This window comes from Thioclava sp. ISO4 (assembly GCF_058105145.1).
Window position 1 is genome coordinate 1,307,551 of sequence record NZ_CM176571.1, and the last position, 10,807, is coordinate 1,318,357.

The window sequence follows — 10,807 nt, forward strand, 5'->3', positions numbered from 1 at the left end:
AAAGTAGGTCCCTCGTCCCCATATAGATCAGACCGACGACAAGCATCCCGGTCCGACATGGACCAAGAGTTGACGTCGGGCGATAAAAGGATCGATGACATGTCCTTCAAGGACCTGACCACTCGGGCCGCTGCGGCGCTGAAGCCAACGCCCGAGAAGACCGCCAAGCCCCCTGCAGAGAAGAGCGAGCCCAAAGCCGCCAGTGAGGACGCGCCCGCGAAATCCAAGACTTCGTGAGACCTGAACAGGCCCGCGCCCCGCTCCTGACAAGGGGCGCGAGCCATTCGCTCATCATGTGAGAGGATTGCGCCGGTGGAAGAGTTTACACGCAAGACCATTGCGGTTTTTTCCCGCCCGTTCAGCCTTCCGGGATTTACCGAGACACTCCCGGCGGGAGAGTATGAGATCGAGACGGAGCTGGTCTCTCCTCCGGATCGGAAGGACCCCGAAACCTGGAAAGCGTCCGTTCTGGTGAAGCTGCATCCCAAGGCCTCGCATCCAGGGCTTGCGAGGACGCTGACGGTTTCTCTGGCCGATCTCGATCACGCGCGTGCCAAGGACAGGCTTACGGGCCGCGCCCTGTCGGACTTTTTCGTGGAAGAGATGCTTTCGGATCCGATGGTGCGCCTCGTCATGAAGGCTGATGGCGTCTCGGAGGCGCATCTGCGCCATCTCTACTCGGTATTCCGGTCGCCTGATCCCGATCTACCCGGACTGGGGCCCCTGAAGGCCCCCGAAAGACGGCGCTACGAAGCGTCCATTCGGGCGGCAGAAAACGAAGGGATGCCGACGAGGCCGGAAACACGCCAGCCCTCGCAAGCTTGAAACATAGCGCGGTATCCGTCAGGACCGCGAGAAATGAAAGGCTTAGCGAAGCGCCTGGCGGTCAGGCCGGCTCCATCGCGACACCGCTGACCGGCAAGGGCATAGGCGCGGGCGCCACTTTTTTCGGACCTTATTGGAGCGCCATTTGGCCTGTCTCGACATCGTTCACACCACGACCTACCGATACCGGGGAGACGTCTCTCTCGGGCCGCACAGGTTGATGCTGCGCCCGCGTGAGACGCGCGAATTGCGGCTACTCTCGCACGCACTTTCCATTACGCCGACGGCGCACATAACGTGGGCGCATGATGTGGCCGGCAACGCGATCGCCACCGCCGTGTTCGACTGTCAGACTGATCATCTGGCAATCGAAAGCCGCGCGTCCGTGGAGCTGACCGCGTCGGCCTGGCCGGTCTTTGCTATCGCTTCCTCGGCAGCCCAGTATCCTTTTCTCTACGCCGCGGACGACTGGACGGACTTGGGGGCGCTGACCACCCCGCAATACCAAGACCCCAAAGGCCGCCTTTCCCGCTGGGTCGAGGGCTTCGTCATGGCGCGCCCGACCGACACATTGTCTCTGTTGAAGGACATCAGCACCGGTGTGTTCACGCAGATTGCCTACCAGAGCCGGGACGACGAGGGCACCCAGTCGCCGACCGAAACCCTCGACCGAGGCTGGGGATCGTGCCGCGACTTTGCGGTCCTGCTTGCCGAGGCCGTCCGCCATCTCGGCTTCGGAGCCCGCATCGTCTCGGGATATCTCTTCAATCCCGAAATGAACCTTGTGGGGTCGGCTGGCTCAGGGGCGACCCACGCATGGGTCGAGATATTCGTCCCCGGTGCCGGATGGATCGCATTCGATCCGACAAATCGCAGCGTCGGGTCGCAGAACCTGATACCGGTCGCGGTCGGTCGAGGCATCCATCAGGTCTCACCGATTTCGGGCAGCTTTTCAGGATTTGGCAACGCGCTCTACGATCTCTCTGTTGAGGTCTCCGTTCAAAGCGGGCGGGCCGCCGTGTCCGTGGCGGAGGAGGTAGGTTTCGACGACCTGTGAAGGCGTTAATCAGATGATGCGCGTTTTGTGGGTTCAATCGCTCGTGCGGCTGCGCAAAGCGTGTTGGAGCCGACATTCTCAGAGTGTTCCAGTGGCTCAATTCCAGGCGGTCAGTCGCGATGGAAGTCGATATTTCCGAATTCCTTACGGCTGCGCTTTTTGACAGCTTGAATACAATCTTCCGGCACATCGCACGTGAATCCGCCTGATCCGCTAATAGTGACGAAGCCATCCCGTGCGCGTCCTTCAAATCGGAAGATCGTTTTTTCTGCGCCAGTCACGAATACGCCTTGGCCGAGCTGAATTGGGTCTTCCATTTTTAATCTCCCTGTAGTGTCCGCACTTCGAGGCAGTTAATGAAACGAGCCGCCATACTACTGCAAGACAGGTGACCTGTTCCCCTGAAATGTCCTCGTTTTGAGGTTAGTCTTTTCTCCAAAGGGGGAGAGGCGCATTGTGTTCATGGCCGTTTCATTGCTGCCAGGACACGCGTCTGAAGTTCCGGTGGCAGGCTGTCTAGCGCGCGGGCAATCGTAACGAGATCCTGTCGCGCAGCATGCAGCTGGTCAAGGAGCGAGACCACGATAGCCAGCGCCGTTTCGTCGAGGTCAAGATCATGGGAAAGATCGCACAATAACTCCAATCGCGCGATGTCGACGCGGCGGAAAACATAGCCGGTGTCACTCTTTTCCGGTCGGACGAGCTCGCCTTCGACATAGCTCAAAAGCTGACTTCGTGTGAGCCGGGTGACGTTGGAGATCACGTCCTCTTCGGAAAAACTGTCCGTCATGCGCTGGCCCTTTTCATCAAGTCGACACGCGGATCGAAGCTATGTGTCTTGCGCCACTCGGTGAGGAAATCACGCAGGCCCTCGTCAATGTCGGGCGGTGTAACGATCTTCAGCTCAACCCGCTGATCGCCCTTGGTTTTGCGCTTTGCGTTGGCGATGCCACGTCCCCGTAAACGTAAGACCTGGCCCGAACTTGCGCCCGCTGGGATGGTGAGTCCAACTGGGCCGTCAATGGTCGGTGTGGTGACCTTGCCACCGAGAATAGCCTCTTCGATGGTGATCGGGAGCGTTACAAGGATGTCATCCCCCTCGCGGTCGAACACCGGGTGGGACCCCACGAGAACGGTAATCAGCGCGTCTCCCGCGGGGGCATCTCCATATCCAGGCGCACCTTTGCCGCGTAACCGAAGTGTCTGGCCGTCTTCGGTGCCCTGTGGGATCTTGACGGTCAGGCTTTGTCCATCGGGTAGCGTTATTTGGGTTTCCGCCCCCCGCGCTGCATCCAGAAATGGCACGGTGAGCGAATACCGCGCGTCGGCGCCGCGCGCGGAAAACCCACGGTCGCCGAAGTCGCCAGCGCCAGGCCGCCCGCGATTGCGCAATATGTCCGCGAAGATATCTGCCGGATCAACATCTGGTCCAAACCCGCGCCCGTGCTGGTAGGTGTTATCGGAGGACCCCGAGAAATCACGGTAATACTGTCGCCGCGGACGTTCTGCGCCGAGACTGTCGATTTCTCCCGCGTCATAGCGCGCACGGGTCTCGGGATCTTTCAAGATCTCATAGGCGGCCGAGATCGCCTTGAACCGCGCTTCGGCGCCCGCGTCATCCGGGTGCAGATCCGGATGGCTTGTCCGCACCAGTTTGCGATACGCCTTCTTGATTTCGTCAGCCGTCGCAGTCTTGGTCAGGCCAAGGGTTTCGTATGGATCATTGGGCATCCAGATATCCTGTTCGGCGAGCAATGCTTGGTAAGGCAAAACGCGTGCGAAAGTGGGTTCACTTGTCGTTGGATGCCATGAGAAGGGAGCTTAAGTCCGTGATCCACGTCAATGTGGAAATGTCACGATTGACTGTGCTGACTGATTTGGGGCCAAGCGGCGGCTCGCTGCATCCCACACGCCGACCTGGCATGGCCGAGTTCTCGACGACTACCGCAAGACACTTCAAGCTGTGTTGTTCTTTTGCGAGTGTGCGCCCCATCTTGCTGGATGCAGGCGGCGGGCCAATCGCTCGGAGCGGCTTGCGGCGTTATATGCCTGTTCGGCCACCAGTTTTTACCATCGCTTCGAATGCCCGATAGAAAGCCAAACATCCGCTATGGCGGATGCGTCAGTCAACCTGTCTCACTTTTATCCGTGCAATCCGAAGGCCGGTAGCGCGGTGCGAGAGAAACGATGTCGCGTAACGGTCATCACCAAAGCTGGAGAAGAGTCGTAGTGCACCGAATCTTTGGCGAACTTGGCCAGCGAGGAGGCCATCACCCATGAGGGTTTCGTGGCCCAAAACAAGGATCAAGACGTCTCAATAGGCCTTCAGGAAAACGGCTTGCACTGAACGCCGACTGATCAGCCCCGTCTCTCGGGGGGGGCGGCCATCAGGCAGGTTCACTCGGGGAGCGGGGAAATCAATTAACTCGGCGCAGCTTTTTATTTCGTCACAGCCTGTTTTGCGCCGGCTTTGACTGGGGTCGGATTTGTTGGCGCACGACGAAAACCGACGCCTTTCCGAAAGCCTTTCTTGGCGGGCTGGCTCAGGAAATCCTTGAGGTCGAGTTGTTTCTTTTGAGGGGAATAGCCCATGATCGTTCTCCGCGTAGACAGGTGAATTTTGAACCCGCCCGCACATCCTGATCCGCAATGCCGGATGGGTGGTTCTACAGATGTTTCGAACCTGGACTGCGCAAAGGTATTCGAGCAGAGAAGACTCTCGCAACATGGGTGCGTTCGCGGACCGGAAGACACCGGACCGCGAACGATTTTATCAGGCGAGTTCGAGATCCTTGGCGGATTCCCGGCCATCGCGGCCGGTCTCGATCTCGAAGGTCACTTTCTGACCGTCGTCGACCTGGGAAAGGCCCGCTCGTTCGAGCGCGCTGATGTGCAGGAATACGTCCTTACGACCGTTCTCGGGTTGGATGAAGCCGAAGCCTTTGCCGGGGTTGAACCATTTCACGGTGCCATTGGCCATCGTGTTGTCTCCTTGTTTGAAAATCTGCCCGCAGGATGCGGCAGGTCGGCCGGTCAGATCGAAAAGCAAACTGAGGCCGATGAAGGAGACAGGGTGCGGTCGGAATAACTAAGCCTCTTATAGATGGGGCTGGCGGGCGGCGATACAAGATGCAACCGAGGAATGAGATGAGAAATGCGTCTCTTAGCTCAGGTGCGCGTTCGAGGCTGAGGGCGGACGGCCTTTCTCGATATCGAGAAAGGCCTCGACCTGCGCGCTCGCTTCGGCGGCCGGAAGCCAGGGCGGGATCATCAAGAAGGAGGCGCCCATGCCCTTGCGCCAGACATTGTCCGCATCTTGCACGATCGGTGGGGTCAGCTTGCGGTGAGACAAACAGGCCGTCGAAAAGTTTCGATCGCAGAGCCTGTAGCCTTCGCGCTTCGCCCGGAGGGCTCCGCTGCGGACGGGCTGCCGCGGGGTCTAACCGGTCAGGCCGCAAGGGCACGAGCCGCTGGTTCAAATGGCACGAAACCTGCGGTGCAGGCGGCGCCAAGGAAGGCGCTGCGCGCATCGCCCACGGAACCGAGGCAGTCCATGGCGGCCTCGACACGCCCGATCGCATGGTCTTGCGCGGTGTCGGCGACGGGCCACTTCTTGCGAAGCCAGTGATGCACCTGCTCGATGGTGCTGAAGTTTTTGACGTCGCCCTCAGGCGACACGACAAGAGAGATGGGCTTGCCCCAGTAAATTTCGATCAAGGTTCGTATCTTTCCAAGAATTCGTGAGGGGACCAGTTTGACTGGTCGCGCGATCACGGAGGCACGGTGCGGGCGAGGCCTGCGCCATGCGGTGAATTGGGTCGACGCGCGGTATTGCGCGCGAGATGTCTTTGCGTTCGGATAGTGCCCCGTCAGCGTCAACGCGCGCGGCTCACTATCGGGCACTTTCGATGTGCGAAGCTCGCGGCGAACGCGCAAGGGGTGGAATATGTGCAATCGGCCAGAACCCGCACGGCACGTTTTGTGAGCGACTCGTCTGCTCGAACGGCGTCACGGCGCTATGGGCCGGGTGAGGCTCCTTTTCCTTATGCCGCCTTCGAAAACGCGCGGCCCGACAAAGCTCAAGATCGTCGCTGAGCCGGAAGGAACAGGGTCCGAGAATTAAGATATGCGAGTTCACAGATAAGCGATCTGCGCCACTATTGCGAGGAAATTGCAGCGCGCGCCCGCGTTTTCGCACAACAGATTGATTGTGCTCGATATTAATCGGCTGTCGTCAGGGGAGGCCGGACAACGCGATGGAGCGCCGCGCATTTCCTTTGCTAAATGAGCCAAATTGGCGTAGAACAAACAGGCTACGTTATTCCCTTCTGCAACCTGTCTCCCTACTTGGCTTCAGTCTGCCTTATTGAATTGACTGAGCCGGGCTGTCGCATTCCGCGGACCGCAATATTTGAGGAGACATCACGATGGCCAATGGCACCGTGAAGTGGTTCAACCAAACCAAAGGCTTCGGCTTTATCGAAGCGAAGGCGGGTGGACGTGACATTTTTGTCCACATTTCGGCCCTCGAGCGCGCGGGCCTCTCGCAGCTCGATGACGGACAGGCCGTCATCTACGAGATCGAAACCGGACGCGACGGGCGTGAGTCCGCCTGCAATCTGGCGCTCGGCTGAACTCAAAGGTTCCATATCCGGCCCGGTGGGCCGGATTTCGCGACCAAGGAGGGCATATGCCCCGCAATTACAACGTGGACGGCTTTTTCCGTGATCTGCCTCGGAAAGCCGCGACGGCTCAGGACAAGACGGATGCCGCAGTGCGCCTCATCCGTGACGATGACGCCGAGAAAAGAGCGGAGCTGACCGCGAGTTTGCGCGCGGCGCGTTTGGAGCGGAATTCGGACGAAAGTGCTGCGGCACCGTCCCCGCGCAAGAAAAAGCCGCGACGCTGACCGGATATTTCGGTCATCCACAGGAATTTTCCGAGTATCTCTCGGGGATTAAAGGGAGGGCCGAAATATGGCTGTCGAAAAAATGCCTGCGGGCAAGACGTCCCAGACGAAGGACCACGCGCATTCCAAGGGCCATGCCGCTCTTGCTTGGCATCACTTCTTCCGGAGTTTGTCCGAAGAAAAGATACCGGACGAGCGCAGCGCCCTGCCGGGCGGTATTCAGGAATAGTCTTGTCTGAAATTCGGAACCGGAATTCCTGGCAAGAGGGCTGAGCGATCTGAGGTTTCGCAAAAACTTAATGACGCGCGCCACACGACTCGTCGGGAGGCAAAGCGGCGGGAGGAAACTCCTGCCGCTTCGCTTTCTTAGCGGATAGGTCATTCGGCTGTCAGAATTCTAATCCGGGAACCGGACACCGCGTCAGCCGGCACGACCTTCACGCTGAGGATGCCGTCTTAGGCGCAATCGCGGATATTCAGAGCTTTTCGTCAGGTGAAGGTCGCTGCGAGTTCGCCAGGGCTGATCGGTTTTGGCATAAAAGCACTGCGCTTGGGGAGGTCTAGCGTTTCGGGCGCTGAATGCCCCGACATGATGATGATCTGGCATGCGGGAAACCTGCGCCGCACCTCATGCGCGAGCCCCGCTCCGTTCATTTTGCCGGGCATGTCGATATCGGTAATTAGCAGGTCAATTTCCTGCCACGCGTCTAGTAGGCTGAGTGCAGCATCAGCGGAGCTCGCCTCAAGCACATAATAGCCCAGTTCTTCGAGCCCAAGAACGAGATCCATCCTTATGATGGCCTCGTCCTCGACGACGAGAACTTTGGTCGCATCGTTGCGCATCATATTACCTTGGTGCCTGAGGAGAAGGTGCGCTTTGCCAGGACACAGGGACAATACGCGATTGCGATAGACCAACTTGTGGTCAGAAGACCTAGATCAACGCTATCGCACATCTGCGGTTCCCTGGCGGATTTAATATTTATCTATTTTGGGCGCGTGTTCAGCGGGCCATGCCCGCTGGCCTCGCCACATGGCGCCTAGTCACTTCAAGCCTCTTATCGCGGCAGACACAGGCGGATCAGAAGCGCTAGGATGAGCGCGGGCGGCATGATCCTGAGCCCGACGCCCAGGAACTGGGCTGCGGAGACGTGAATGCCGGACCGGTGAAGGGTCGCGAGCCACAGGAGTGTTGCGAGCGACCCAGTCACCGAGAGGTTCGGTCCAAGATCCACGCCAATCAAGAGGCAGTCGCGCATGAGATCCCAGAGGTCTCCTGCTGTCGCGGCCGCGGCGGCAGCCAGTCCGACAGGCATGTTGCTCGCGATGCCGACCGCTATCCCGCTCGCTCCCGCTGCCGCCCGCGGCGAGGTTGCGGAGATCTGCCCGAGCCATTGGCCGAGCGTCGAAAGGAACACGACGCGGTCCAGCATGGCGACCAGCTCGAAAAGCCCGGCGACGAGCGCCCCATGTCAGGTGCCGCAAGAGGGGCAAGGGAGGCCGCCGGGTGGTCAACGCTACCACCAGCGCCACGGCGGCTCCGGCACTGAGCGTCGCAAGTCCCAGCCGCCACCCAGAGATGAGACCGTGACCAGCGGCACCGCCGAAAGGCTCAGCCCGGCCGCCGCGACCCAGCCACCCCGCGAAAGCGCGGCGACATCGGGCGTCCCGGGCTCTGTGCCCAGATCATGGCGCATCGCCCAGCGAAGAGAGAGATGGCTGACGACGATCGCAACGAGAGCAGGCAAAGCGAGCCGCGCGAGCCAATCGCCGAGGTGCGGGAGGGCACCATGGTAGAGCACGAGATTGGCAAGGTTCGAGATCGGCAGGACGAAGCTCGCCGCATTTGCGACGATGGCGCAGGTGAAGAGATAGGGCAGGGGCGGCACGCGCGCATGGCGCGTCACCCCGAGGACGGCAGGCGTCAGAACGACGACCGTAGTATCGTTCGACAGGAAAACCGTCACGCCTGCGCCGACCAGATAAAGGATGAAAAACAGGCGCCGCGCAGAGACCGCCGCCGCCCGCACCGCGCGGGCGGCAAGATGCTCGAAAAGGCCCTCGCGGCCCGCGACTTCTGCGAGAAGCATCGTGCCGACCAGAAAGAAATAGACCTCTCGGCCTTCGCCGATGGCATGCGGGGCGTCGGAGAGTGGTAGTGCCCCCAGAAGAACCACCGCTGCGGCGCCGCTCACGGCAAAGATCCAGTTGGCCCAGCCGAAGGGACGCAGGATCACGCCCGCCGTGGTAAGAGCCGCAATAGAAAGACCGATCACCTCAACCATCATCAGCTCGTTCAACACATGCGGTCATACCGATTGCCCGTTGGGCATCAATGCAATGTCTGATCTGACGAAAGCTGTCGATGCTTACTCGCAAGGCGGGTGGCCTGTGTCGCGAAATCGAACGCGGCATCCGACGCGCCGGTTACAGTCAAAGAGGTTCGGCGCGGAGCCCTGCCGTTAGAGGCGGCGATGCGCCACGGCTCAGCTCGTCTCTGCGCTATCTCGTCATATGCGTGCCATCCGACAGAAGGATCTCGTCCATCGGCACATCCCAAGGCATCGGGTAGATGGTCGGCAAGCCGCAGTTCGAAAAGCCGATACCAACCACCCGCGGCGTCTTCTCAAAACGGGCGAGCGTGCGGTCGTAATAGCCACCCCCGTTTCCGAGGCGGTGAAGGGTCGTGTCGACGCCGACAAGGGGGACGATCACGATGTCGGGCGTGCGAGGCTCGCCTGCGGCTGGCACGGGAATGTTCCAGATGCCGCGCACCATCCGGCATTCCGGGGACCACGTATGGAATTCGAGCGGCGCATCTCGCGCGATGACGACAGGCAACAGAACTTCGGCCCCGGAGTCGTGTGCCTTGCGCATCCAGAGCCGCAGATCCGGCTCGCCCCGGATCGGCCAATAGACCGCCACGGTGGTGGTAGGATCGAGGGGCACGATCCTCTCGAGACCGTCAATCAAGTGCGCGGTCGCGCGCTCTCGGTCTTCTGTTGACAAGGCCCGCGCGGCCACAAGCCGAGCGCGCGCCGCCCGCCTGAACCGCGCCACGTCGCGTGCTGTCTCGGGATCGACCAGATGCCCATCGATCAGAAGATGGGCAAAGCAGGCGGGGGCTCCTCCGGTAGCATCATCTTCCATGGTTATGCCATCCGCTCGCGTTTCCGAGGCGGAAAGATCGTATCGTATCCCCAAGTGAAAACGAAGGTGTAGACGAGGTAGAAGCCTGCAAAGGACAGTTCCATCACGAGAATGGTTAGCAGGGAGGCGTCGAGCCACCATGCGAAAATCGGTAGGAGCAGGGTAAGCAGCGTCACCTCGAAAAGCACCGCGTGAGAGATCCGAAGCAGCATCGTCTTACGGGCATCGCCACGACGCCAGAGCAGGATGTGATCGAAGGCCAGGTTGAATAGATAGTTCCAGACGGTGGCCGCGGTCGCCCCGAGAACGACCAGCACGCCCATATCCCCCATGGGGTGATCGAAGGCCCAGGCGAAGAGCGGCGTGACGATTAGGATGCCAATGAGTTCGAAGCTCACGGCTTGGCGGATACGGTCTGGGGTGCTGCGCATAGAATGTCTTCGTTTACAGGTCAGGCGGTCCAGCGTGCAGACCTTGTAGTCGGGCGAGGTCTTCCCCAAGTCTCCTTATGGTGGGGCCCGTGCGTCGGCTTTTCAAGCATGGGCGCACGTTGCGCTGTCCATGACCTGCCACGGGTCTTTCATCCAGCCACGACCGAAGCCAGGTTGGTGTTGCTCTGCCACGCAGGCGTCTCCCGATCGTCAGCTATCGCACTGATCCTCGCAACGGATCGCCTCCTAAAGGTGGGAGAGAGCCGCGAAAAGCGATTGAAATGGATATCGACCAAATACAAGGAGCGACGCCCCACGCGCGTCCTCACATGCGGATCATAGAGGTCGGGGCATCTATATTCTCGACCTGAGCAGCGCCCACTTTGTAGAGGGGCTGGGAGATGCATAGCGGCACACCTTACGGGCCTCATTGGA

18 protein-coding genes are annotated in these 10,807 nt (G+C 60.1%); 6 read left to right on the plus strand and 12 right to left on the minus strand.

The features are described 5' to 3' along the window. Positions 1-99 precede the first annotated feature (99 nt). From AC2TZ7_RS06595 to AC2TZ7_RS06605, 3 genes are all read left to right on the plus strand, one after another. Positions 100-237 carry a hypothetical protein gene (locus tag AC2TZ7_RS06595; RefSeq protein ID WP_168172818.1) on the plus strand — a complete coding sequence of 46 codons (138 nt, stop codon included), beginning with the start codon at positions 100-102 and terminating at the stop codon, positions 235-237. A gap of 75 nt (positions 238-312) precedes the next feature. Next, positions 313-825: a hypothetical protein gene (locus AC2TZ7_RS06600; RefSeq protein WP_489866310.1), complete on the plus strand. Its 513-nt coding sequence runs from the start codon at positions 313-315 to the stop codon at positions 823-825. A gap of 145 nt (positions 826-970) precedes the next feature. Beyond that, positions 971-1,882 carry a transglutaminase family protein gene (locus tag AC2TZ7_RS06605; RefSeq protein WP_489866311.1) on the plus strand — a complete coding sequence of 304 codons (912 nt, stop codon included), beginning with the start codon at positions 971-973 and terminating at the stop codon, positions 1,880-1,882. A gap of 110 nt (positions 1,883-1,992) precedes the next feature. Here AC2TZ7_RS06605 and AC2TZ7_RS06610 read toward each other — a convergent pair whose 3' ends face one another. The 7 genes from AC2TZ7_RS06610 to AC2TZ7_RS06640 all read right to left on the minus strand — a co-directional run bounded on the left by AC2TZ7_RS06610 (position 1,993) and on the right by AC2TZ7_RS06640 (position 5,599). Next, positions 1,993-2,199: a hypothetical protein gene (locus AC2TZ7_RS06610; RefSeq protein WP_078530865.1), complete on the minus strand. Its 207-nt coding sequence runs from the start codon at positions 2,197-2,199 to the stop codon at positions 1,993-1,995. Between the two features lie 143 nt (positions 2,200-2,342). After that, positions 2,343-2,672 (minus strand): chaperone modulator CbpM, encoded by a 330-nt coding sequence (locus AC2TZ7_RS06615; RefSeq protein WP_489866312.1) that lies wholly within the window; start codon positions 2,670-2,672, stop codon positions 2,343-2,345. Continuing rightward, positions 2,669-3,613 carry a DnaJ C-terminal domain-containing protein gene (locus AC2TZ7_RS06620; RefSeq protein ID WP_489866313.1) on the minus strand — a complete coding sequence of 315 codons (945 nt, stop codon included), beginning with the start codon at positions 3,611-3,613 and terminating at the stop codon, positions 2,669-2,671. Before AC2TZ7_RS06620 ends, AC2TZ7_RS06615 begins: the two co-directional genes overlap by 4 nt. 708 nt (positions 3,614-4,321) lie before the next feature. Further along, positions 4,322-4,474, minus strand: a complete 153-nt coding sequence (locus AC2TZ7_RS06625) for a hypothetical protein (RefSeq protein WP_157771556.1) — start codon at positions 4,472-4,474, stop codon at positions 4,322-4,324. Positions 4,475-4,655: 181 nt separating this feature from the next. Beyond that, positions 4,656-4,862: a cold-shock protein gene (locus tag AC2TZ7_RS06630; protein WP_098410048.1), complete on the minus strand. Its 207-nt coding sequence runs from the start codon at positions 4,860-4,862 to the stop codon at positions 4,656-4,658. A gap of 183 nt (positions 4,863-5,045) precedes the next feature. Further along, a complete protein-coding gene (locus AC2TZ7_RS06635) occupies positions 5,046-5,234 on the minus strand; it encodes a hypothetical protein (RefSeq protein ID WP_098410049.1) in 189 nt (62 codons plus the stop codon). A gap of 95 nt (positions 5,235-5,329) precedes the next feature. Next, positions 5,330-5,599: a DUF982 domain-containing protein gene (locus tag AC2TZ7_RS06640; protein WP_098410050.1), complete on the minus strand. Its 270-nt coding sequence runs from the start codon at positions 5,597-5,599 to the stop codon at positions 5,330-5,332. Positions 5,600-6,309: 710 nt separating this feature from the next. Here AC2TZ7_RS06640 and AC2TZ7_RS06645 point away from each other — a divergent pair. From AC2TZ7_RS06645 to AC2TZ7_RS06655, 3 genes are all read left to right on the plus strand, one after another. Then, positions 6,310-6,516, plus strand: coding sequence for a cold-shock protein (locus AC2TZ7_RS06645; protein ID WP_489866314.1), 207 nt, complete (start codon positions 6,310-6,312; stop codon positions 6,514-6,516). Positions 6,517-6,572: 56 nt separating this feature from the next. Beyond that, complete coding sequence (locus tag AC2TZ7_RS06650) at positions 6,573-6,791, plus strand: hypothetical protein (protein WP_489866315.1); 219 nt, start codon at positions 6,573-6,575, stop codon at positions 6,789-6,791. A gap of 67 nt (positions 6,792-6,858) precedes the next feature. Continuing rightward, positions 6,859-7,020, plus strand: coding sequence for a hypothetical protein (locus AC2TZ7_RS06655; protein ID WP_489866316.1), 162 nt, complete (start codon positions 6,859-6,861; stop codon positions 7,018-7,020). Positions 7,021-7,280: 260 nt separating this feature from the next. On the opposite strand, the gene AC2TZ7_RS06660 is transcribed toward AC2TZ7_RS06655, so the two are convergent. The 5 genes from AC2TZ7_RS06660 to AC2TZ7_RS06680 form a co-directional block, all read right to left on the minus strand. After that, a complete protein-coding gene (locus AC2TZ7_RS06660; RefSeq protein WP_098410053.1) occupies positions 7,281-7,637 on the minus strand; it encodes a response regulator in 357 nt (118 codons plus the stop codon). Positions 7,638-7,849: 212 nt separating this feature from the next. Continuing rightward, positions 7,850-8,224 (minus strand): ArsB/NhaD family transporter, encoded by a 375-nt coding sequence (locus AC2TZ7_RS06665; RefSeq protein ID WP_489866317.1) that lies wholly within the window; start codon positions 8,222-8,224, stop codon positions 7,850-7,852. Positions 8,225-8,308: 84 nt separating this feature from the next. Continuing rightward, positions 8,309-9,076 carry an SLC13 family permease gene (locus AC2TZ7_RS06670; protein ID WP_489866318.1) on the minus strand — a complete coding sequence of 256 codons (768 nt, stop codon included), beginning with the start codon at positions 9,074-9,076 and terminating at the stop codon, positions 8,309-8,311. Between the two features lie 217 nt (positions 9,077-9,293). After that, positions 9,294-9,941 (minus strand): 5-formyltetrahydrofolate cyclo-ligase, encoded by a 648-nt coding sequence (locus AC2TZ7_RS06675; protein WP_489866319.1) that lies wholly within the window; start codon positions 9,939-9,941, stop codon positions 9,294-9,296. A 2-nt stretch (positions 9,942-9,943) separates the two neighbouring features. After that, a complete protein-coding gene (locus tag AC2TZ7_RS06680; protein ID WP_489866320.1) occupies positions 9,944-10,372 on the minus strand; it encodes a PACE efflux transporter in 429 nt (142 codons plus the stop codon). Positions 10,373-10,807: the final 435 nt, after the last annotated feature.

Coding starts and splice junctions, on each gene's coding strand:
- AC2TZ7_RS06655 (WP_489866316.1), top strand. CDS start 6,859: ATGGCTGTCGAAAAAATGCCTGCGGGCAAGACGTCCCAGACGAAGGAC.
- AC2TZ7_RS06595 (WP_168172818.1), top strand. CDS start 100: ATGTCCTTCAAGGACCTGACCACTCGGGCCGCTGCGGCGCTGAAGCCA.
- AC2TZ7_RS06660 (WP_098410053.1), bottom strand. CDS start 7,637: ATGATGCGCAACGATGCGACCAAAGTTCTCGTCGTCGAGGACGAGGCC.
- AC2TZ7_RS06610 (WP_078530865.1), bottom strand. CDS start 2,199: ATGGAAGACCCAATTCAGCTCGGCCAAGGCGTATTCGTGACTGGCGCA.
- AC2TZ7_RS06680 (WP_489866320.1), bottom strand. CDS start 10,372: ATGCGCAGCACCCCAGACCGTATCCGCCAAGCCGTGAGCTTCGAACTC.
- AC2TZ7_RS06650 (WP_489866315.1), top strand. CDS start 6,573: ATGCCCCGCAATTACAACGTGGACGGCTTTTTCCGTGATCTGCCTCGG.
- AC2TZ7_RS06620 (WP_489866313.1), bottom strand. CDS start 3,613: ATGCCCAATGATCCATACGAAACCCTTGGCCTGACCAAGACTGCGACG.
- AC2TZ7_RS06645 (WP_489866314.1), top strand. CDS start 6,310: ATGGCCAATGGCACCGTGAAGTGGTTCAACCAAACCAAAGGCTTCGGC.
- AC2TZ7_RS06630 (WP_098410048.1), bottom strand. CDS start 4,862: ATGGCCAATGGCACCGTGAAATGGTTCAACCCCGGCAAAGGCTTCGGC.
- AC2TZ7_RS06625 (WP_157771556.1), bottom strand. CDS start 4,474: ATGGGCTATTCCCCTCAAAAGAAACAACTCGACCTCAAGGATTTCCTG.
- AC2TZ7_RS06615 (WP_489866312.1), bottom strand. CDS start 2,672: ATGACGGACAGTTTTTCCGAAGAGGACGTGATCTCCAACGTCACCCGG.
- AC2TZ7_RS06675 (WP_489866319.1), bottom strand. CDS start 9,941: ATGGAAGATGATGCTACCGGAGGAGCCCCCGCCTGCTTTGCCCATCTT.
- AC2TZ7_RS06665 (WP_489866317.1), bottom strand. CDS start 8,224: ATGCTGGACCGCGTCGTGTTCCTTTCGACGCTCGGCCAATGGCTCGGG.
- AC2TZ7_RS06670 (WP_489866318.1), bottom strand. CDS start 9,076: ATGGTTGAGGTGATCGGTCTTTCTATTGCGGCTCTTACCACGGCGGGC.